Raw genomic sequence first — 20,091 nt, forward strand, 5'->3', positions numbered from 1 at the left:
TCACTGGAACAGGCCGACGTTCCTCTTCTCGGTGTCGAGGTAGTCGGTCGCGGAGTCGTCGACCGCGAGCTTGATGTCGCGGAGCATGGCCTGTAGGTCCTGCGAGGCGGAACGCCAGCGGGCCTGCCGCTGCTCGTACGCCTGCCGCGCCTCGCCGGACCAGCTCGCCACGAGCGGGGCGGCGTCCCGCTCGAGCTGCCCGAGCTGCGAGTCGAGCGTGTTCAGTGCCTTGTGGATGTCCGCGCCGGCCTGTTGCAGCGCGGCGAAGTTGACGACCAGCACACCGTGGTCCATGGTTCCTCCCCCTGGTCGGAGAACTACAGCGGCAGCTGGATGCCGCCGCGGTTGGTGGTGGACACCCGGCCGGCGGCCTCCGTGTCCGAGACGTCGTACTGCTGGCCGGCGGTGCGGATCGCGGTGGCGGTCTCCCGCAGGGCCCGCTGGAGCGCCGCCTGGTCCTGTGCCCACTGCTGCTTGACCTGCTCGAACGAGCGCCCACCGGCGCCGCGCCACGCTTGCTGCAACACCTCCAGCTCGGCCATCAGCCCGCTGAGCATCGACTGCAACGACTGGTCCACCTGCTCGAACTTCGCGGCGGTCTGCTGCATCACCGCGGCTTCTGCCTGGGTCTGGGACACCCGGACGTCACCTCGTCTCCTGTGTCGTGGCTGGCCGTCGGCGTGCCCGCTCCGGGAGCACGCCGCTCGCGCCACCCCCGGAGGGTCGAGCACGGCGGGCGCGGGTCAGCCAAACTCGTCGCTGACGGTAGCCGCCCGATCGCCGTTCTGCTACCCCCCTGCGGTCCCCTGTGGACAACGGGGTTCCCGCTCCACCCGCCGGGACCCTTACGATGAGCGGCAGCCGCGTCGCGGCGAGTGATCGGGTTGAGGAGGCGCGGTGCCGGCCACCACCACGAACGCCCGGCGGTCGACCACGGGCGGCGGTCCCGAGCGGCCGACGTCGCGTCCCGGGCGACCGGCCCCGGCCGCGGCAGGTGACCCCCCGCCGGTCAGTGCCGGCGGCCGGGTTCGTCCCCGGGTCCGGGCCGGCCAGATCGTCGCCGCTCAGGTGGCGCTCGCCGCGCCGGTGGCCGCCGCCGGTCGGGGTGCGCTGCCCATGCTGGCAGCCGTGGCGATGGCTCTCGTGGTGCTGCCGCTGGCCTGGGTACGGCTGCGGGGCCGGTGGCTCTTCGAGTGGCTCGGCGCCGGCCTGGGCTACCTCACCCGTCGACGCACCCTGCCGGCGCACGCCGGACCGGCCGCGCTGCTCGGCGTGGTCGCGGACGCGCTCGTCCGCCCGGTGGAGCTGGCCGGTGGGTCCGCCGCCGTGCTGGACGACGCCACCGGCATGGTGGCGGTCCTGGAGCTGGGCGACCCGGGCGACCTGCTGGGTGACGGTCCGCGCACGCTGCCGCTCCCGGCGGCGTTGCTGCCGGCGGCCACCCCGGGCAGTCCGCCGGTCCGGGTCCAGCTCCTGCTCACCGGCGCGCCCGCGCCGACCGTCGAGGCGTCGGGCGGGGTGGCCACGTCGTACCGGCAGCTCACCGACGGCCGGCTCCCCGGCCGGGAACGGGCGGTGCTCGCGGTGCGGGTGCTCCGGGTCGACGACCTCACCGCGGACGACCTGCGCCGCGCGCTCTCCGGCACCCTGCGCCGGATCATCCGCCGGCTCGGGCCGGTCGGCGCCCGACCGCTGGGTGCGGAGGCGGCCCTGCGGGTGGTGGGCGAGCTGGCCCACCACGACGACCGGCCGGCGATGGAGTCCTGGCAGGCGGTGCGTACGGGCGACCTGTTGCAGACCACCTTCCGGCTGCACCGGTGGCCGGACCCACGCACCGACGGCGGCCGGCACCTGACGTCCCGGCTGCTCGCGCTTCCGGTCACCGCGACCACGGTGTCGATCGCGGCGGGGCCGTGGGCCGGCGCGGACCCCGCGTCGGCGCCGACCGAGCTGACCGTACGGCTGGCCGCCCGCACCCCGGCGGAGCTGGCCTCGGCGGCCGGAGCGCTGCGACGCGTGGTGACCGGAGCGGGCGGCGAGGTACGACGGCTCGACGGCGAGCAGCTGACCGGGCTGGCCGCCACCCTGCCGCTGGCGCTGCCCAGCCCCGGTCCGACCGGCATCGCCGCGCTGGAGGTGACGCTGGGCGAGGCGGGCCTGATGCTGGGCGCCAACCGGCACGGCGGCGCGGTGACCGTCCGGCTGTTCCGTCCGGAGAGCACCCGGATCATGCTCGTCGGTGGCGTACGCGCCGCCCAACTGGTCACCCTGCGGGCGATGGCGCTCGGGGCGCGGGTCGTCGTGCAGACCGGCCGGCCCCGCGTGTGGGAGCCGTTCGTCCGGGGCGTCGGCGCGCCGGGCGACATGATTCCGCTCCTCCCGCCGGGCCGGCCGCTCGGCGACGCGGTCGGCACCCCGCTGCGTCCGCTGCTGGTGGTGCTGGACGTCGGGCCGACACCGCCGGAGCCCGAGCCGGGATCGCCCTGGCGGGCCACCCTGCTGCTCCGCGACGAGCTGACCGCCGCCGACGCCGACGCGCTGGGGCGGGCGGACTTGGCCGTGCTGCAACCCCTCGATCCGGCCGAGGCGGCGCTGGCCGGCACCGCCCTCGGGTTGGGCGGCACGGCCGAGTGGCTGACCCGGATAAGGGACGACATGGTGGCGGTGGTCAACCGGCGGGCGCTGCGCTGGGCTCTGATCTCCCCCACACCCATCGAGGCACACCTGGTCGGCCACCCCGGCCGGCGGTGAAGGCACCGGTTCGAGGCTTCCGCGCGTGATCCGTCCGTGGCAGCATCTTGCGCCATGGGTTTCCTGAAAGGGCTGCTGATCCGGCTGGCCACGACGGCGTTGGCTTTCTGGCTGGCCACGCTGCTCATCCCCGGCATCACGCTCGACTCGACCTCCACCACCGAGACCGTCACCACCCTGGTCCTCGTCGCGGTGATCTTCGGCGTGGTGAACGCCGTGCTCCAACCGATCGTCAAGACCGTCGGCTGTGGCTTCTACCTGCTGACCCTCGGGCTGATCGCGCTGGTCGTCAACGGGCTGCTCTTCCTGCTGACCAGTTGGATCGCGGGCCAGGCCGGACTGCCGTTCCACGTGGACAGCTTCTGGCCGGAGGCGGTGCTCGGCGCGCTCTTCGTCGGCATCGTGACCTGGATCCTCGGCGCCATCCTCGACCGCGACTGAGCAGCCCGCCGGCCGACCAGATGCCGGGAATCGGCTGCTGGGCGGGCAGGGACGGTGCACTAGCGTCGGACCGGTGTTCACCGTGACCCGTGACGACGGCTACCTGCTCAGCACCGACCCCGCCCGCCTCGACCTGGATCGGGTGCACCACTGGCTCTCCACCGACGCGTACTGGGCGATCGGGCGGGACCGGGAGACGGTGGCACGCGCCTTCGCCGGCTCGATCGGCTTCGGCGTCTACCGGCCCGGGGACGGCCGCCAGGTCGCGGTGGCCCGGGTGGTCACCGACGGCGCCACGTTCGCCTGGCTCTGCGACGTCTACGTCGAGGAGGCCGAGCGTGGTCGCGGGCTGGGCACCTGGCTGGCCGGAGCGGTCCGCGACCACCTGGCCGACCTCGGCGTACGCCGGATCCTGCTGGCCACGAACGACGCCCACGGGGTGTACGCGAAGGTCGGCTTCACACCGGTCCAGGCGGAGCGCTGGATGGAGCTGGACAACCGGGTGAAGCCGGTCACCGGCAAGGAGCAGGAGCCCGATCGGCCCCTTACGGTTGAGGCGTGACGCCACTTCGCCTCGGCTACCTCTACGGGTTCGGCGCGTACCTGCTCTGGGGTTTCTTCCCGCTCTACCTGAAGCTGCTGCGCCCGGCCGGGCCGCTGGAGATCCTGGCTCACCGGATCGTCTGGTCGGTGGTCTTCGTAGCGCTCGTGCTCGGCGCGCTGCGCAACGTCGGTTTCCTGCGGGCGCTGACCCGCCGCCCCCGCGCGTTGGCCGGGATCGGCGTGGCCGCCGCGCTGATCGCCGTCAACTGGGGTACCTACATCTACGGCGTCAACTCCGACCGGGTGGTCGAGACCGCGCTCGGCTACTTCATCAACCCGCTCGTCGTGGTGCTGCTCGGTGTCTTCGTGCTGCGGGAACGCCTACGCCCGGCGCAGTGGGCGGCGCTGGGCACCGGCGGGCTGGCGGTGGCCGTCCTGACCGTCGACTACGGCCGGCTGCCCTGGCTGGCGCTGGTCCTGGCGTTCAGCTTCGCCGGGTACGGCCTGGTGAAGAAGAAGCTGGGGCTGCCCGCGGCCGAGGGCCTGTTCGTGGAGTCGGCGGTGCTGGCGCTTCCCGCGCTGGGGTACCTGGGCTGGCTCGCCGCCGCCGGTGAGGCCACCTTCGGGCAGGTGTCGGTCGCACACACCGTCCTGCTGGTGCTGGCCGGCGCGGCCACCGCGATCCCGCTGCTGCTCTTCGCCGGGGCGGCCAACCGGCTCCCGCTCACCAGCCTCGGCATGATCCAGTACCTCGCGCCGATCCTCCAGCTCGGCTGCGGCGTGCTGATCTTCCACGAACCGATGCCACCCGCGCGCCTGGCCGGCTTCGCCCTGGTCTGGCTCGCCCTGGCCGTCTTCACGATCGACGCCGTCCACACCGCCCGCCGCACCCACACCCGCACCCGCGCCGCCGCCGCCCGCGATCTTGCACTTTCGGTCGCCGGATCGCGAGGAACATCCCTTTCGCCGGGGCAGGAAGTGCATGATCGCCGCGAGTAGGGGGGCCGGGATCAGCGGAGGTTGTAGGCCAGGACGGGGGTGTTGTCGGCGCGGAGGAGTTCCACCCGGACCAGCTCCGCGTCGGTGAACCTCGTCGCGCCGCTGATGCGCAGGTCGTCGCCGGGGGCGGCGAGCCAGGAGCCGATCTGCTCCGTCGCGCCGTCGGGGCCGTGCGCCACCAGCCGGAAGGTGTACGCCTTGCCGTAGCCGACCTTGGCGTCGTACCCGCACCGCATGGTCACCTCGGTCCCCCACTCGGTGCCGGTCAGCCCGATCTCGGCGTGCACCGGCACCGTGCCGGCGACCGGCTGCATGGCGACCAGCTGGACGTTCCCGCCCGGCGGGACGGTCGACTCCCGGGGCAGCAGGGCGGCCGTGCCGAAGCCGGCGAGCAGGGCCAGAGCGGCGGCGACCAGCGTCGTGAGGGCGTACCGGCGGCGGGTGGCGGATCGCTCGCGGCGCCGGCGCTCGCGGGCGGCGTCGAGCAGCGCGGGCATTCGCGACGTCTCCGCCGGCGCCGGTAGGAACTGCTCCAGACCGGCCGGGTCGAGCCGGCCGAGCAACCCCGGGAGCACGGCGATCTCGGCGACCGCCTGCCGGCAGTCGGCGCACCCGGCGAGGTGCCGCTCGTAGGCGGCCCGCTCTGCCGGAGCCAGCGCACCCAGCACGTACGCGCCGTCGTCGTGCGCGAACTCGCACCGGGTCATCCGGTCACCCCCATCTCCGCCAGAACCAACCGCAGCGAGCGCAGTGCGTAGTGCGTCCGGGACTTGACCGTCCCCGGCGGCACTCCCAGTCGCGCGGCCGCCTCGGCCACCGAGCGTCCTTGGTAGAAGCACTCCACCAGGACTTCACGATGGGTGGGGCTCAGTCGGTTCAACGCCTCGGCGACGGTCCAGGCCTCCACGGCGCGCTCCGCCTCGTCCACGGTCTCCGGCGGCTCCGGCAGTTCGTCGGTGAAGACCTCACCGACGCGGGTGGATCGGCGACGCCAGGCGTCGATGGCCAGGTTGCGGGCGGTCGTGAACAGCCACGCCCGGACCGAGCCACGCCGGGGATCGAGCGACTCCGGGTGCCGCCAGGCGCGCAGAAGGGTTTCCTGCACCAGGTCCTCGGCCCGCTGCCGGTCGCCGTTGACCAGGCGCAGGGCGTGCGCGTACAGCGCCTCCGCGTGCTCGTCGTGCAGGGCGCGGAGCAGTTGGGCGTCGTGGTCGCTGATGACGGTCTCCTCGCTGTCGACGCGAGTTCGGCGGTGCCTTCCCCCGGGACATACGTACGCCCCACCCGCATCGGTTCAGCCCCAGCTCATCGCGGTCGCCCCCGGTGAGGTGTTCATGCCTGGTTCACATCGACGCCGACGACCGCTCACCGGCCCGTCCTAGCGTCCGGCGGGTACGCACGTCAGTTGCTGATCCGGCGTGCGCCTGACCCCCATCCAGGAGGCTTCTCCACATGAGCGACCGTCCTCGGCTGCTCCCGCTGCTGGGCGCCACCCGCCACGGCAGCCGTGACGCCATGACCTGTCTCTACCGGTGCGGCAACGCCTGCGACCACCCGGTGCCGAACACCTCCGACAACACGTACTTCGGGGACGTCGTCAACGCCGAGGTCTCCCGCCGCGGTGTCGTCCGGACCGGCGCGGTCGGCGCGCTGGTCCTCGGCTTCGGTGGCGCGGTGGCCGGCGCGCTGGCCGGGGCCGCTCCCGCCGCCGCCGCCCCCGAGGTGCCGGCCGACCTCGACGCCATCGGCTTCGGCCGGCCCGAGAAGGGCGTCGGCAACGGCGCGCTGACCTTCAAGCCGGTCCCGCCGAACACCCTCGACAGCTTCATCGTCCCGAACGGGTACGACCACGCCGTCGTCATGACGTGGGGCGACCCGGTCGAGCCGGACGCCCCCGACTTCGACCTGCACGGGCAGACCGCCGCGGCCCAGGCGAAGCAGTTCGGCTACAACAACGACTTCGTCGGCATCATCCCGCTGAACCGACGTCGAGCCCTGCTCGTGGTCAACCACGAGTACACCAACGAGAACCTCATGTTCCCGGGCTTCACCAGCCAGGACGCCCTGTCGGTCGAGCAGGTCAGGATCGCCATGGCGGCGCACGGCATGTCCGTCGTGGAGCTGGAGCGGGTCGGCGGCACCGGCCAGTGGCGGCCGGTCACCTCCGGCCGCCGGCCGTACAACCGCCGGGTCACCGCCAACACCACCAGGTTCGAGCTGACCGGCCCGGCCGCCGGCTCGGCCTGGCTCCGGACCGCCGCGGACCCGAAGGGTCGTACGGTCATCGGCACGCTGAACAACTGCGCCGGTGGCGTCACCCCGTGGGGCACCGTGCTCTCCGGCGAGGAGAACTTCAACCAGTACTTCGTCGGCGGCGACGCCGCTCCGGAGGACGCGAAGCCGAAGCTGGCCCGGTACGGGATCACCACCACCGCCCGCTACCCGAGCGGCAGCCGGAAGTGGGAGCGCGCCGACGAGCGCTTCGACCTCGCCAAGCACCCGAACGAGGCGAACCGGCACGGCTGGATCGTCGAGATCGACCCGCTGGACCCGGAGAGCCGCCCGCGCAAGCACACCGCGCTCGGCCGGTTCAAGCACGAGGGCGCCAACGTGATCGTCGCCAGGAGCGGCCACGTCGTGGCGTACATGGGTGACGACGAGCGGTTCGACTACCTCTACAAGTTCGTGTCGGACAAGAAGTACATGAAGGGCAACTCCTGGGTCGCCCGCCGGCACAACCTGACGCTGCTGGAGTCCGGCACGCTCTACGTGGCCAAGCTCGGCTTCACCAGCGCCGGCGAGATCGACGGTTCGGGCAAGCTGCCGACCGACGGCGCGTTCGACGGCACCGGCCAGTGGATCAAACTGGTCAGCGGCAACCGCTCGTACGTCGAGGGCATGACCGCCGCCGACGTGCTCACGTTCACCCGGCTCGCCGGCGACAAGGTCGGCGCGACCAAGATGGACCGTCCCGAGGACGTCGAGCCGAGCCTGCTCACCGGCAAGGTGTACGTGGCGCTGACCAACAACACCGACCGGGGCAAGCCGGGCAAGGCCGCCGCCGACGAGGCCAACCCGCGCAACCTCAACAAGCACGGCCAGGTGCTGGAGCTGGTCGAGCACCGGGGCGACAACACGGCCGACACCTTCACCTGGTCGCTGCCGATCGTGGCCGGCGACCCCACGGACCCATCGACCTACTTCGCCGGCTACGACAAGACCAAGGTCTCCCCGATCTCCTGCCCGGACAACGTCGCCTTCGACGCCACCGGCAACCTCTGGATCTCCACCGACGGCAACGCGCTGGGCAGCAACGACGGCCTCTTCGCGACCGCCGTCGAGGGCCCGGAGCGCGGTCACCTCAAGCAGTTCCTCACCGTGCCGGTCGGTGCGGAGGCCTGCGGACCGTTCATCACCTCCGACAACCGCTCGGTCTTCGTGGCCGTGCAGCACCCCGGTGAGCTCGACGGGGCGTCGGTCGAGAACCCCGCCTCGAACTGGCCCGACGGCGACTACGCCAAGCCGGCCGTCGTGGTCACCTGGCGTCTCGACGGCGGCCCGATCGGCAGCTGAGCCCTCCCCGGGTCGGTCCGGCGCTGGACCGACCGGAAGGCCCCTCTTCCCGACGGGGAGAGGGGCCTTCCCTGTGGGGCACCGCCGTCGGGGCGCCCCGTCGTCAGGCGTCCGCGGCGATGCTGTCCGCGATCGACCGGGCAGTGGTGAGCAGCTTCGCCCGGACCACCCGCGCCGACGTCATCATCTCGCTGGCCGGCAAGGAGCACGCCAGCACCACCCGGCGCTCCATGTCCTTGTCCGGGCTGACCAGCACGGCGGCACAGGCCACGCCCTGGCGGTACTGACCCAGCTCCAGATGCATGCCCCGACGGTCACCGGCGACCAGGTCCGCCTCCAACGCCTCCGGCGTGGTCAGGGTGGCGGAGGTGAACGGCCGCATGCCGTACTCCCGCAGGTAGCGGAAGCGCTGGTCGGCGGTGAGCGTGGCGAGCAGGGCCTTGCCCAGTGCGGTCGCGTGTGCGGCCTCGTCGAAGCCGGGCACGAGATCCTCCAGGTACGGCGAGCGGTGGCCCTCGGCGACCGCCGTGATCGCCACCTGACCGCCGACGAACCGGCCCAGGAAGTGGCTGTAGCCCGTGTCCACCGCCGACCGGCGCAGGCACTCGCCGACGGCCGGCGGACCCCGGAAGGCGGTGACGAGCTCCCGGTACCGGTCCGCCACCTCCAGGCCGACGATGTACGTGCCGTCCTCACGACGGATCACGTAGCCCTCGTACGCCAGGGTGCGAACCAGGTGGTACGTGGTGGCCACGGTCAGCTCGCAGCGCCGGGCGATCTGTTTGACGGTCAACCCCTTGGGGGCACGACCGACCGACTCGAGCACTCGTAGTGCGCGGGACACGCTCCGGATGAGGTCCGAAGGTTCCGCCAGGGGGTCGCGCACAACCACCTCCGCCGCCGGGGACTTACACCATATGAAATACATGCCTCCGACGAAATGCCTGTTCGGGTGGAGGATGCCAGATTCTCATCCACGCCTTGTACCGCCACCGCCACTCTGGGTCACGGACGGGGTGCTCACGTAGGTTTGCCGGACCATGACCGACACCGCTCTCGCCTCCGGCTCCGGCACCGCCCCGATCCACCCCGTACGCTCCGCGACCGGCGCCGTCGCCGTCACGATCGCCTGCGTCCTGCCGGTCTTCCTGGTCGGTGGCCTCGCTGTACAGATGAGTGAGGACCTCGGCTTCTCCCCCGCCGGCCTCGGCCTGGTCGTCTCGGTGTACTTCGGGGTGGGCGCCCTGGCCTCGGTACCGTCCGGAAGGCTCACCGAGCGCTACGGACCGACCGTTGTCGCACGCGCCGGCATCCTGCTCTCCGCCGGCACCATGCTCGCCGTGGCGTCGGTGGCCCGCTCGTACCCGGTGCTGGTCGGGCTGCTCGCCCTCGCCGGCACCGCGAACGCCCTCGGCCAGCTCGCCAGCAACGCCGCCCTGGCCCGCCACGTGCCGCTCCGCCGGCAGGGGCTGTCCTTCGGGGTGAAGCAGGCCGCGATCCCGGTCTCCACGCTCCTGGCGGGCCTGGCGGTGCCCGCGATCGCGTTGACCGCCGGCTGGCGGTGGGCCTTCGTGGCGGCCGCCGTGGTGGCACTGGCGGCGCTGCCCGCCGTACCGCCGCGGGAAGCCCGACCCCACCGGAGGGCCGCACCGGCCCGGGGTGGGCGCGCCACCGCGGCCCTGGTGGTCGTGGGGGTGGCGGCGACGCTCGCCGCGGCCGCCGCGAACGCCCTCGGGACCTTCGTCGTCGACTCGGCCGTGGACCGCGGCCTGGCTCCCGGTCTGGCCGGCCTCACCCTCACGCTCGGCAGCGCGGTCTGCGTCACCGCGCGGGTCGGCGCGGGCTGGCTCGCCGACCGCCGGGACGGCGGCCACGTCGCGGTCATCGCCGGCATGCTCGTGGTCGGCGCCGCCGGGCTCGCCCTGCTCGCGGTGGCCGGCCCGGTGCCGCTGACGATGGGTGTCGTGCTCGGCTTCGGCCTCGGCTGGGCCTGGCCCGGTCTGATGAACTTCGCGGTGGTCCGGCTGCACCCGCAGGCCCCGGCCGCCGCCACCTCGATCACCCAGACCGGTGTGTACGCGGGCGGCTGCCTCGGCCCGCTGGGCCTCGGCACGATCGCCGACCAGGCCGGCTACGAGACCATGTGGGTGGCGGCGGCCCTGTCCATGCTGGTGGCGGCCATCCTGATGCTCACCGGCAGCCGCCTGCTCACCCGTCCACCCACGAGCCCCCCGCGTTGATCAAGAGCTTTGCGTCATCCGAGGGCCGGATTCTGACGCGAACTTCTTGATCAACACGGCGGGACGGCCGGGGCCGGGGGGCCGGGCTGGGGGATCAGCTGGTGCGGTCGGCTATGTAGTCGCAGAGGGACTCCAGGGCGCGGCGGGCCGGGCCCTGGGGAAGTGGCGCGAGCTGCGACCGGGCGTCCTCGGCGTAGCTGCGCACGGTCTCCCGGGCCCGCTTGAGCGCCGGGCTCTCCCGCAGCAGCCCGAGGGCCTCCGCGTGCAGGTCGTCGTCGGTGAGCGGGCCGGTGGCCAGGATCTCCCGCAGCCGCACCGACGAGGCGTCCGCGTCGTCCGAGGCCAGCGCGTACAGCACCGGGAGCGTGGGCACGCCCTCCCGCAGGTCGGTGCCGGGCGTCTTGCCGGACTGCACCGACTCGGAGGCGATGTCGAGCAGGTCGTCGGAGAGCTGGAAGGCCACGCCGATCGTCTCGCCGTACCCGGCGAGCGCCTCGGTGTGCTCGGACGTCGCGCCACCGAACATGCCGCCGAAGCGGGCCGAGGTGGCGATCAGCGAGCCGGTCTTCTCGGCGATCACGGTGAGGTAGTGCGCCACCGGGTCGTCGCCCGCGCGTGGGCCGACGGTCTCGGCGATCTGGCCGTGCACCAGGCGGGCGAAGGTGCGCGCCTGCAGGCGTACGGCCTCGGTGCCCAGGTCCGCCGCGATGTCCGCGGCGCGGGCGAACAGGTAGTCGCCGACCAGGATGGCCACCGAGTTGGTCCAGCGCGAGTTGGCGCTCGGGGCGCCCCGCCGCACGGCGGCCTCGTCCATGACGTCGTCGTGGTAGAGCGTCGCCAGGTGGGTGAGCTCCATCACCACCGCGGCCGGTACGACCTGCGGGCCGGTCGGGTCACCGAACTGGGCACCCAGCGCCACCAGCAGCGGCCGGAAGCGCTTGCCGCCGGCCTCCACGAGGTGCCGGGCGGCCTCGGTGACGAACGGATCGGCACTGGACACGCTGGCCCGCAGCTCGTCCTCCACCGAGGCGAGTAGACCGAGCACGGACGCCTCGACGCGCGGGTCGGCGAGATGCAGGCCGAGCGCGCCGAACTGACTCGTGCCCATCCGGTCCCGGCGGCCGCCGGAACCGGTGGCACCTGAACGCTCGCCAGCCGGATTCACCACGTCTTCAACCATGCCACACCCCTTCGACCAGCCCTTCCCCCGGGCGGGGGAAACGGCGCGGGGGCCGGCACGCCGTGGCGTACCGGCCCCCGCACGGAGGAGCATCGGTCATCGGACGAATTCGGCGGCACCGGTGGCCAGGTCCAGCAGCGGGGCCGGTGCGACGCCCAGGACCAGGGTGGCGATGACACCGATCATCAGGGCGGCCGAGGTCAGCCCGCCCGGCACGGTCACCGTGGGGGTGGACTCGCCCGGCTCGGAGAGCCACATCATCACGACGACCCGCAGGTACGGGAAGGCCAGCACCATGCTGGTCAGCACGCCGGCGATCACCAGCCACGCCTGCCCGCCGTCGAGCGCCGGGCCGAAGACCGCGAACTTGCTGGTGAACCCGCTGGTCAGCGGGATGCCGGCGAAGGCGAGCAGGATGAAGGTGAACACGCCCGCGTAGAACGGCGAGCGCCGGCCCAGCCCGGCCCAGCGGGACAGGTGGGTGGCCTCACCGTCGGCGTCCCGGACCAGGGTCACCACGGCGAACGCGGCGAGGACCGAGAAGCCGTACGCGACCAGGTAGAACATCGTTCCGGAGATGCCCTCGGAGTTCGGCGCGAGCACGCCGACGAGGAGGTAGCCGGCGTTGGCGATCGACGAGTACGCGAGCAGCCGCTTGATGTCGGTCTGGGTGACCGCGAGCACCGCGCCGATCAGCATGGTGAGCACCGCGACCACGCCGAGCACCGGGGTGAAGTCCCAGCGGGCGCCCTCGAAGGCCACGTGGAAGACGCGCAGCAGCGCGCCGAAGGCGGCGACCTTCGTGCAGGCGGCCATGAAGCTGGTGACCGGCGTCGGGGCACCCTGGTAGACGTCGGGCGTCCAGACGTGGAACGGCGCGGCGGCCGCCTTGAACAGCAGGCCGATGGAGAGCATGGCCATGCCGGCGAAGAGCAGCACCGGGCTCGCCGGGGAGTTGGCGACGGCGGCGTTCACGGTGGCGAAGTCCACGCCGGCCGGGCGGCCCGGGATGCCGGCGGTGAAGCCGTAGATCAGGGCGACACCGAAGAGGAAGAACGCCGAGGCGTACGCACCAAGCATGAAGTACTTCAGCGCGGCCTCCTGGCTCAGCAGGCGCCGGCGGCGGGCCAGCGCGCAGAGCAGGTAGAGCGGCAGCGAGAAGACCTCCAGCGCGATGAACATGGTCAGCAGGTCGTTCGCCGCCACGAAGATCAGCATGCCGCCGATCGCGAAGGTGGTCAGCGGGTAGACCTCGGTGGCGCCGTTCTGCCCCTCGGCCTGCCGGCGGTCCTCGGCGGACTCGGCGGTGACCGCGGCCTGGGCCACGAAGTACCCGCCCCGCTCCACCGTGCGCTCCCCGATGAGCAGCAGCGACATCGCGGCGAGCACCAGGATCGCGCCCTGGAGGAAGAGCGCCGGCCCGTCCACGGCGATCGCCCCACCGATGGTGACCAGCCGGTCGTCGGCGTGCAGGACGACCATGGTCAGCGCGGCGAGGACCGCCAGCAGCGCCAGCGTCAGCTGGACGACGTGCCGGTGCCGTCGGGGCACGAACGCCTCGACCAGGACGCCGAGCAGCGCGGCGCCCAGCATGATCAACGTCGGCGCGAGCGCCCCGTAGTCGATCGAGGGGAGTTGCAGCTCGTTCACCGTGCCGGCCTTTCGTTCGCGACTGCGGGGCTCACTCGCTCCGCTCGTTCACTCCTCGCGCTCACCGGCTCGCCTCCTGAGGGGTGCCGCCCGAGGTGGGGGCGGGATCGGTCCGGTCGATGTCCTGCATGGTCGCCTGCACCGCCGGGTTGATCACGTCGGTGACCGGCTTCGGGTAGAAGCCGAGCAGCACGATCAGCGCGATCAGCGGGGCGACCACGACCTTCTCGCGCAGGTTGAGGTCACGCCGCATGCCCTCGACCTCGGTCAGCGCCGGGTTGAGGGTGCCCTGCGTGGTGCGCTGCACCATCCAGAGCACGTACGCCGCCGCCAGGATGATGCCGAGCGTCGCGATGACCGCGACCGGCTTGTTCACCGTGAACGTGCCGATCAGCACCAGGAACTCGGAGACGAACGGCGCCGTGCCGGGCAGCGCCAGCGAGGCGAGACCGGCGAAGAAGAGCACCCCGGCCAGGACCGGCACCAGCTTGCCGGCACCGCCGAAGTCGCTGATCAGCGCCGAGCCCCGGCGGGCGATCAGCATGCCCACCACGAGGAAGAGCAGGCCCGTGGCGAGACCGTGGTTGACCATGTAGAGCACGGCCCCGGTGCCCGCCTGGGTGGTGAAGGCGAAGATGCCGACGCCGATGAACCCGAAGTGCGCGATCGAGGTGTACGACACCAGCCGCTTCAGGTCGTTCTGGCCGACCGCGAGCAGCGCGGCGTAGATGATGCCGATCACGCCCAGCGCCAGCGCCCACGGCGCGAACCACTTCGCCGCGTCCGGGAAGAGCGGCAGGCAGTAGCGCAGGATGCCGAAGGTGCCGACCTTGTCCAGCACGCCGACGAGCAGGGCCGCGGCACCGGCGGGGGCGGCGCCACCGGCGTCCGGCAGCCAGGTGTGGAACGGGAAGAACGGCGCCTTGATCGCGAAGGCGAGGAAGAAGCCGAGGAACAGCCAGCGCTCGGTGCCGGTGGTGATGTCCACCTGGGACAGCGCCTGCCAGTCGAACGTCTTCCCGCCGACCACCCAGAGGCCGATCACGGCGGCGAGCATGAACAGACCGCCGACCAGCGAGTAGAGGAAGAACTTCACGGCCGCGTACTGCCGCTGGTGGCCGCCGTAGCTGCCGATGAGGAAGTACATCGGCACGAGCATGACCTCGAAGAACACGTAGAACAGGAACACGTCGGCGGCGGCGAAGACGCCGATCATCGTGCACTCGAGGACGAGCAGCAGCGCGAAGTAGACCGGCACCGACCGCTTCGAGGCGTCCGCGTCGTGCCAGGACGCCAGGATCACCAGCGGCACCAGCACCGCGATCAGCATCAGCATCACCAGCGCGATGCCGTCGGCGGCGAAGGTGAAGTTGACGCCCCAGTTCGGGATCCACGGGTAGGACTCGCGGAACTGGAACCGCTCGCCGCCGGTCTGCCAGGTCACCCACATGACCACCGACAGCGCCAGCACCAGCAGCGACCAGCCGAGCGCCACCCGCTTGGCCAGCTCCGGCCGGCTACGCGGCAGGAAGGCCACCACCAGGGCACCGACCAGCGGCGCCACGGTGAGCACCGAGAGGAACGGGAAGTCGGACATTATGCGGCCTTACCTCCGTCGTCACTGCGCGGTCCGCCGAGGACGGCCGCCTGGGAGATCGTTCCCGACCAGCTCTGAAGGTCGATCACGCGAGCCACCCCGCCTCGACGGCCAGGAACGCCGCCACCACCAGCAGCGCGCCGGTCAGGATCGAGGTGGCGTACGACCGGACGAAGCCGGTCTGCAGCCGCCGGAGCCGGCCGGAACCACCGCCGACGCCGGCTGCCAGGCCGTTGACCAGCCCGTCCACGCCCCGGTTGTCCAGGTAGACCAGCGCCCGGGTGAGGAAGATGCCCGGCTTCTCGAAGACCGCCTCGTTGACGGCGTCGGTGTAGAGGTTGCGGCGGGCGGCGGTGACCAGGATCCCGGCCGGCTGCGGCGCGATCGCCGTACCGCCGCGGAACAGGAACCACGCCAGCCCGGCGCCGACCACGGTGACCAGCAGCGAGAGCACGGTGATCACCGCGTGCGAGAGGACCGCCTCGTGCGGCTCCTCCTGGGCGCCCAACCCGGCGGTCGCCTCCAGCCAGTCGGGCACGGAGGTGGACAGCAGGAAGCCGGCGCCGACCGAGCCGATCGCCAGCAGGATCAGCGGGATCGTCATCAGCTTCGGCGACTCGTGCGGGTGCTCGATGTCCTCGGTCCACCGCTTCGGGCCGTGGAAGGTGAGGACGAAGAGCCGCGTCATGTAGAAGGCGGTCAGGCCGGCGCCGAGCAGCGCGGCACCGCCGAAGAGCCAGGCCGTCCAGTCGTCCCGCTCGAAGGCGGCCACGATGATCGGCTCCTTGGAGAAGAAGCCGGAGAACGGGAACATGCCGATGATGGCCAGCCAGCCCATCATGAAGGTGATCCAGGTGATCTTCATGTACGCCGACAGCCCGCCGAAGCGTCGGATGTCGACCTGGTCCTTCATGCCGTGCATGACCGAGCCGGCGCCGAGGAACATGTTGGCCTTAAAGAAGCCGTGCGCCAGCAGGTGCACGATCGCCAGCGCGTACGCCGCGCCGCCCAGGCCAACGCCGAGGAACATGTAGCCGATCTGGCTGACGGTCGACCAGGCCAGCACCCGCTTGATGTCGTCCTTCGCGGCGCCGATGATGCAGCCGATCAGCAGGGTCAGCGCGCCGACGCTCACCACGACGAGCTGGAGCGTCGAGTTGGCCGAGAAGATCGGGTTCGACCGGGCGATCAGGTAGACGCCGGCGGTGACCATCGTCGCGGCGTGGATGAGCGCCGACACGGGGGTCGGGCCCTCCATCGCGTCCGGCAGCCACGCCTGGAGCGGGAACTGGCCGGACTTGCCGGTCGCGCCGAGCAGCAGGAGCAGGCCGAGCACCAGGACCGTGGTCGCGGTCAGCGAGCCGACCCCGGTGAAGACCTCGTCGTACTGGGTGGTGCCGAGGGTGGCGAACATGATGAAGATGCCGATGGCCAGACCGGCGTCGCCGACCCGGTTCATCAGGAACGCCTTCTTGCCGGCCGTCGCGGCGCTCGGCCGCTCGTACCAGAAGGAGATCAGCAGGTACGACGCCAGACCGACGCCCTCCCAGCCGAAGTAGAGCATCACGTAGTTGTTGCCGAGCACCAGCAGCAGCATCGCGGCGACGAACAGGTTGAAGTACGCGAAGAACCGACGCCGGCCGGCGTCGTGTGCCATGTACTCCACCGCGTACAGGTGGATGAGGAAACCCACCCCGGTGATCAGCAGGACGAAGACACCGGCGAGCGGGTCGAAGAGCAGACCGAAGTCCACCCGCAGATCGCCGACGGTGATGAAGTCCCAGAGGCTCAGCTCGACGGACTTGTTCTCCAGGCCGCGAAGCTGGAGGAAGTAGGTCAGGCCCAGCACGAACGCGGCGCCGATGGCGGCCACGCCGAGCCAGTGGCCCCAGCGGTCGGCGCGCCGGCCGAGCAGCAGCAGGATCGCGGCGCTCACCAGCGGAATCGCCACCAGCAGCCAGACGCTGCCGAGCAGCCCGTCCGCCGCCCCGTACGTGACGGTGCCCACCGGTTCGACCGGAGCGTTCGCCAGAATCTCCATCACCGCAGGCCCCTCAGTACTTCAGCAGGTTGGCGTCGTCGACGCTGGCGGAGCGCCGGGTCCGGAAGATCGACATGATGATGGCGAGTCCGACCACGACCTCGGCCGCCGCCACCACCATCACGAAGAACGCCATGATCTGGCCGTTGAGGTCACCGTTGATCCGGCTGAAGGTGACCAGCGTCAGGTTGGCGGCGTTGAGCATCAGCTCGACGCACATGAAGAGCACGATCGCGTTGCGGCGGACGAGCACCCCGGCGGCACCGATGGTGAACAGCACCGCGGCGAGGACGAGGTAGTAGTCGGGTGTCACTTGTCCGTCCCCTTCAGCGAGGTGTCCTGCGCCGTCAGCTCGCGTACCGGCAGGATGTCCGGCGTGCTCCGCTCGCTCAGCCGGCCGTCGGGCAGGCGGGCCGGGGTGGCCACCGAGGAGGACGTGGCGAACACACCCGGGCCGGGCTTCGGACCGGGGTAGTTGCCGGGAGCGAACCGCGCCTTCATCGTGGCGATCTGGTCCATCCGGTCCTCCTTGCGCCGCTCGACGTGCGCCAGGACCATCGCGCCGACCGCCGCGGTGATGAGCAGCGCCGAGGTCAGCTCGAAGGCGAAGACGTACTTGGTGAAGAGCAGCCGGGCGATGCCCTGCACGTTGCCCTCGGCGTTGGCCTGCTCCAGGCCGACCGCCGTGGTGCCGTCCAGCGCGCGCCACAGGCCCCCGCCGACCAGGCCGGCGAAGCCGAGCCCCAGCGCGATCGCCGCGACCCGCTGACCCCGCAGGGTCTCGATCAGCGAGTCGGAGGCGTCCCGGCCGACCAGCATCAGCACGAACAGGAACAGCATCATGATGGCGCCGGTGTAGACGATGATCTGCACCATGCCGATGAACGGCCCGGCCTGGAGGACGTAGAACACGCCCAGGCAGAGCATCGTCAGCACCAGCCACAGGGCCGAGTGCACCGCGTTGCGGGCAGCGATCATGCCGATGGCGCCGAGCAGCGCCAGCGGCGCGAGGATCCAGAAGGCGACCTCTTCACCGCCGGACACCTCGCCCGCCGCGGCGAGCACCGTCTGCGTTGTCATGCGTCGTCTCCCTTGGCGGCGGCGGCCCGCTGGGCGTGCTGCTCGGCACCGGGGAAGGTCACCCCGGGGTGCTCCTCGACCTGGTAGCGGCCGGGGCCCATCGGGGAGCGCTCCGCGCCGGCCGACGTGCCCGGGTTGGTCAGCGAACCGACGTAGTAGTCCTTCTCGCTCTCGCCCAGGCGCATCGGGTGTGGCGGCTGCTCCATCCCGGGCAGCAGCGGCGCGAGCAGCTGCTCCTTGGTGAAGATCAGGTCCTGCCGGTTGTCCCGGGCCAGCTCGTACTCGTTGCTCATGGTCAGCGAGCGGGTGGGGCAGGCCTCGATGCAGAGGCCGCAGAAGATGCAGCGGGCGTAGTTGATCTGGTAGACGCTGGCGTACCGCTCACCCGGGGAGAAACGCTGCTCCTCGGTGTTGTCGCCACCCTCCACGTAGATCGCGTCCGCCGGGCAGGCCCAGGCGCACAGCTCGCAGCCGATGCACTTCTCCAGCCCGTCCGGGTGCCGGTTGAGGATGTGCCGCCCGTGGTAGCGCGGCGCCGAGACCGGCGGCTTGAACGGGTAGTCGGTGGTGACGACCTTCTTGAACATGTGCGAGAAGGTGACACCGAAGCCCTTGAACGTTCCGGTGATCGCGCCCACGTCACACCTCCTGAGAGTCCGGGCCGGCGGCGACGTTGGCCGGTTCCCGCTCGGCGACCACGCGCCTGGTGCGCGGGCTCGGGGGTACCTGCAGGTCCATCGGCGGCAGCGGGAAGCTGCCGTGTGGCCGGTTGTCGACCTGTTCCTGGACCGTCGGCTTCACCGTCGGCTTCCGGGTCGGCCAGAAGATCGTGGTGAGCAGCAGGATGCCGGCCGGGATGCCGACGGCGATCAGCTTGCCGCGGGTGTCCCAGTCCTCGATCGAGCGCAGACCCCCGAGGACCAGGAGCCAGACCAGGTTGATCGGGAGCAGGACCCGCCAGCCCAGGCGCATGAACTGGTCGTAGCGCAGCCGGGGCAGCGTGCCCCGCAGCCACACGAAGACGAAGACCAGCAGGACGACCTTGCCGAAGAACCACAGCAGCGGCCACCAGCCGGAGTTCGCGCCCTCCCAGAGGGTGATCGGCCAGGGTGCCCGCCAGCCGCCGAGGAACAGCGTCACGGTGAAGGCCGACATGGTGACCATCGCGACGTACTCGGAGAGCATGATGAGCGCGAACTTCAGCGAGCTGTACTCGGTCATGAAGCCGGCCACCAGCTCCGACTCCGCCTCCGGCAGGTCGAACGGCGCCCGGTTGGTCTCGCCGACGATCGAGATGAAGAAGATGACGAAGCTCGGGAAGAGCAGGATCGCGTACCAGCCGGGGGCCGGGATGTCGGTGCCGAACACGCTCAGCTGGGTGCCGCTGCCCTGCGCGGCGACGATCCCGCTGGTGGACATCGTGCCGGCGGACATGAAGACCGCGACGACGGAGAGCCCGAGCGCGATCTCGTAGGAGATCAGCTGGGCGCCGGACCGCAGACCACCGAGCAGCGGGTACGTCGAGCCGGACGCCCAGCCGGCCAGCACGACACCGTAGACGGCCAGCGACGAGCACGCCAGCACCAGCAGCACCGCGACCGGCACGTCGGTGACCTGCAGCGGCGTCTGGTGGCCGAAGATGCTGACCATCGGACCGAACGGGATCACCGAGAGCGCGGTGACCGCGCACACCACCGAGATGACCGGCGCGAAGAAGTAGACGACCTTGTCCGCCGACTTCGGCAGGATGTCCTCCTTGAAGGCCATCTTCAAGCCGTCGGCGAGGGTCTGCAGCAGGCCGAACGGGCCGACCTGGTTGGGACCGGGCCGCACCGCCATGCGACCGACGACCCGCCGCTCGAACCAGACGCCGAGCAGGGTGGCGAGCAGGCCGAACGCGAAGGCGAAGACGATCTTGCCGAGGACCAGCCACCACGGGTCCCGGCCGAAGTCGGCCAGGGTCGGGTCCTGTGCGAGGAAGGTCATGCCCGGACCC

The 20,091-nt window shown here is 71.6% G+C and carries 19 protein-coding genes; 6 read left to right on the plus strand and 13 right to left on the minus strand.

Annotated features, from left to right (window positions below; genetic code table 11):
• Positions 1 to 294, minus strand: a complete 294-nt coding sequence (locus ACTMSW_RS17550; protein ID WP_441181675.1) for a WXG100 family type VII secretion target — start codon at positions 292 to 294, stop codon at positions 1 to 3.
• A 23-nt stretch (positions 295 to 317) separates the two neighbouring features.
• Complete coding sequence (locus ACTMSW_RS17555) at positions 318 to 638, minus strand: WXG100 family type VII secretion target (protein ID WP_441181676.1); 321 nt, start codon at positions 636 to 638, stop codon at positions 318 to 320.
• 259 nt (positions 639 to 897) lie between these two features.
• Between ACTMSW_RS17555 and eccE the strand changes: the two genes are divergently transcribed.
• The 4 genes from eccE to rarD all read left to right on the plus strand — a co-directional run bounded on the left by eccE (position 898) and on the right by rarD (position 4,734).
• Positions 898 to 2,751: a type VII secretion protein EccE gene (gene eccE / locus ACTMSW_RS17560; protein WP_441181677.1), complete on the plus strand. Its 1,854-nt coding sequence runs from the start codon at positions 898 to 900 to the stop codon at positions 2,749 to 2,751.
• Between the two features lie 54 nt (positions 2,752 to 2,805).
• Complete coding sequence (locus ACTMSW_RS17565; RefSeq protein ID WP_357040520.1) at positions 2,806 to 3,192, plus strand: phage holin family protein; 387 nt, start codon at positions 2,806 to 2,808, stop codon at positions 3,190 to 3,192.
• Between the two features lie 73 nt (positions 3,193 to 3,265).
• Complete coding sequence (locus ACTMSW_RS17570; RefSeq protein ID WP_441181678.1) at positions 3,266 to 3,754, plus strand: GNAT family N-acetyltransferase; 489 nt, start codon at positions 3,266 to 3,268, stop codon at positions 3,752 to 3,754.
• Positions 3,751 to 4,734, plus strand: coding sequence for an EamA family transporter RarD (gene rarD, locus ACTMSW_RS17575; protein ID WP_441181679.1), 984 nt, complete (start codon positions 3,751 to 3,753; stop codon positions 4,732 to 4,734). Before ACTMSW_RS17570 ends, rarD begins: the two co-directional genes overlap by 4 nt.
• An 11-nt stretch (positions 4,735 to 4,745) precedes the next feature.
• On the opposite strand, the gene ACTMSW_RS17580 is transcribed toward rarD, so the two are convergent.
• The gene (locus tag ACTMSW_RS17580; RefSeq protein ID WP_441181680.1) at positions 4,746 to 5,441 is read right to left on the minus strand and encodes an anti-sigma factor family protein; all 696 of its coding nucleotides are present in this window, start codon (positions 5,439 to 5,441) and stop codon (positions 4,746 to 4,748) included.
• On the minus strand, positions 5,438 to 5,932 hold the full coding sequence (locus tag ACTMSW_RS17585) for a sigma-70 family RNA polymerase sigma factor (RefSeq protein ID WP_441181779.1): 495 nt from the start codon (positions 5,930 to 5,932) through the stop codon (positions 5,438 to 5,440). The genes ACTMSW_RS17580 and ACTMSW_RS17585 overlap by 4 nt, the downstream gene beginning before the upstream one ends.
• A 254-nt stretch (positions 5,933 to 6,186) precedes the next feature.
• Between ACTMSW_RS17585 and ACTMSW_RS17590 the strand changes: the two genes are divergently transcribed.
• A complete protein-coding gene (locus tag ACTMSW_RS17590; protein WP_441181681.1) occupies positions 6,187 to 8,307 on the plus strand; it encodes a PhoX family protein in 2,121 nt (706 codons plus the stop codon).
• 103 nt (positions 8,308 to 8,410) lie between these two features.
• Here ACTMSW_RS17590 and ACTMSW_RS17595 read toward each other — a convergent pair whose 3' ends face one another.
• Complete coding sequence (locus ACTMSW_RS17595) at positions 8,411 to 9,193, minus strand: IclR family transcriptional regulator (RefSeq protein WP_441181682.1); 783 nt, start codon at positions 9,191 to 9,193, stop codon at positions 8,411 to 8,413.
• Between the two features lie 154 nt (positions 9,194 to 9,347).
• Between ACTMSW_RS17595 and ACTMSW_RS17600 the strand changes: the two genes are divergently transcribed.
• Entirely contained in the window at positions 9,348 to 10,547 is a 1,200-nt protein-coding gene (locus ACTMSW_RS17600) for an MFS transporter (protein WP_441181683.1), read from the plus strand.
• A gap of 94 nt (positions 10,548 to 10,641) precedes the next feature.
• Here the strand turns inward: ACTMSW_RS17600 and ACTMSW_RS17605 are convergent, their stop codons facing one another.
• The 8 genes from ACTMSW_RS17605 to nuoH form a co-directional block, all read right to left on the minus strand.
• Positions 10,642 to 11,727, minus strand: a complete 1,086-nt coding sequence (locus ACTMSW_RS17605; RefSeq protein WP_441181684.1) for a polyprenyl synthetase family protein — start codon at positions 11,725 to 11,727, stop codon at positions 10,642 to 10,644.
• Between the two features lie 96 nt (positions 11,728 to 11,823).
• Positions 11,824 to 13,377 (minus strand): NADH-quinone oxidoreductase subunit NuoN, encoded by a 1,554-nt coding sequence (gene nuoN / locus ACTMSW_RS17610; RefSeq protein WP_441181685.1) that lies wholly within the window; start codon positions 13,375 to 13,377, stop codon positions 11,824 to 11,826.
• A gap of 61 nt (positions 13,378 to 13,438) precedes the next feature.
• The gene (locus tag ACTMSW_RS17615) at positions 13,439 to 14,974 is read right to left on the minus strand and encodes an NADH-quinone oxidoreductase subunit M (RefSeq protein WP_441181686.1); all 1,536 of its coding nucleotides are present in this window, start codon (positions 14,972 to 14,974) and stop codon (positions 13,439 to 13,441) included.
• An 85-nt stretch (positions 14,975 to 15,059) separates the two neighbouring features.
• The gene (gene nuoL, locus ACTMSW_RS17620) at positions 15,060 to 17,015 is read right to left on the minus strand and encodes an NADH-quinone oxidoreductase subunit L (RefSeq protein WP_441181780.1); all 1,956 of its coding nucleotides are present in this window, start codon (positions 17,013 to 17,015) and stop codon (positions 15,060 to 15,062) included.
• Positions 17,016 to 17,028: 13 nt separating this feature from the next.
• Entirely contained in the window at positions 17,029 to 17,328 is a 300-nt protein-coding gene (gene nuoK, locus ACTMSW_RS17625; RefSeq protein WP_030486270.1) for an NADH-quinone oxidoreductase subunit NuoK, read from the minus strand.
• Positions 17,325 to 18,095 carry an NADH-quinone oxidoreductase subunit J gene (locus tag ACTMSW_RS17630; RefSeq protein WP_441181687.1) on the minus strand — a complete coding sequence of 257 codons (771 nt, stop codon included), beginning with the start codon at positions 18,093 to 18,095 and terminating at the stop codon, positions 17,325 to 17,327. The genes nuoK and ACTMSW_RS17630 overlap by 4 nt, the downstream gene beginning before the upstream one ends.
• Positions 18,092 to 18,733 carry an NADH-quinone oxidoreductase subunit NuoI gene (gene nuoI / locus ACTMSW_RS17635; RefSeq protein WP_357031284.1) on the minus strand — a complete coding sequence of 214 codons (642 nt, stop codon included), beginning with the start codon at positions 18,731 to 18,733 and terminating at the stop codon, positions 18,092 to 18,094. Before nuoI ends, ACTMSW_RS17630 begins: the two co-directional genes overlap by 4 nt.
• A 1-nt stretch (position 18,734) precedes the next feature.
• Positions 18,735 to 20,081, minus strand: a complete 1,347-nt coding sequence (gene nuoH / locus ACTMSW_RS17640) for an NADH-quinone oxidoreductase subunit NuoH (RefSeq protein WP_441181688.1) — start codon at positions 20,079 to 20,081, stop codon at positions 18,735 to 18,737.
• Between the last annotated feature and the right edge of the window lie 10 nt (positions 20,082 to 20,091).

Origin of the sequence: Micromonospora sp. BQ11 (assembly GCF_052068135.1) — a bacterium.
Classification (GTDB): Bacteria; Actinomycetota; Actinomycetes; order Mycobacteriales; family Micromonosporaceae; genus Micromonospora.

Coding starts and splice junctions, on each gene's coding strand:
- nuoH (WP_441181688.1), bottom strand. CDS start 20,081: ATGACCTTCCTCGCACAGGACCCGACCCTGGCCGACTTCGGCCGGGAC.
- ACTMSW_RS17550 (WP_441181675.1), bottom strand. CDS start 294: ATGGACCACGGTGTGCTGGTCGTCAACTTCGCCGCGCTGCAACAGGCC.
- ACTMSW_RS17630 (WP_441181687.1), bottom strand. CDS start 18,095: ATGACAACGCAGACGGTGCTCGCCGCGGCGGGCGAGGTGTCCGGCGGT.
- ACTMSW_RS17590 (WP_441181681.1), top strand. CDS start 6,187: ATGAGCGACCGTCCTCGGCTGCTCCCGCTGCTGGGCGCCACCCGCCAC.
- ACTMSW_RS17565 (WP_357040520.1), top strand. CDS start 2,806: ATGGGTTTCCTGAAAGGGCTGCTGATCCGGCTGGCCACGACGGCGTTG.
- ACTMSW_RS17580 (WP_441181680.1), bottom strand. CDS start 5,441: ATGACCCGGTGCGAGTTCGCGCACGACGACGGCGCGTACGTGCTGGGT.
- ACTMSW_RS17615 (WP_441181686.1), bottom strand. CDS start 14,974: ATGTCCGACTTCCCGTTCCTCTCGGTGCTCACCGTGGCGCCGCTGGTC.
- ACTMSW_RS17600 (WP_441181683.1), top strand. CDS start 9,348: ATGACCGACACCGCTCTCGCCTCCGGCTCCGGCACCGCCCCGATCCAC.
- nuoL (WP_441181780.1), bottom strand. CDS start 17,015: ATGGAGATTCTGGCGAACGCTCCGGTCGAACCGGTGGGCACCGTCACG.
- ACTMSW_RS17605 (WP_441181684.1), bottom strand. CDS start 11,727: ATGGTTGAAGACGTGGTGAATCCGGCTGGCGAGCGTTCAGGTGCCACC.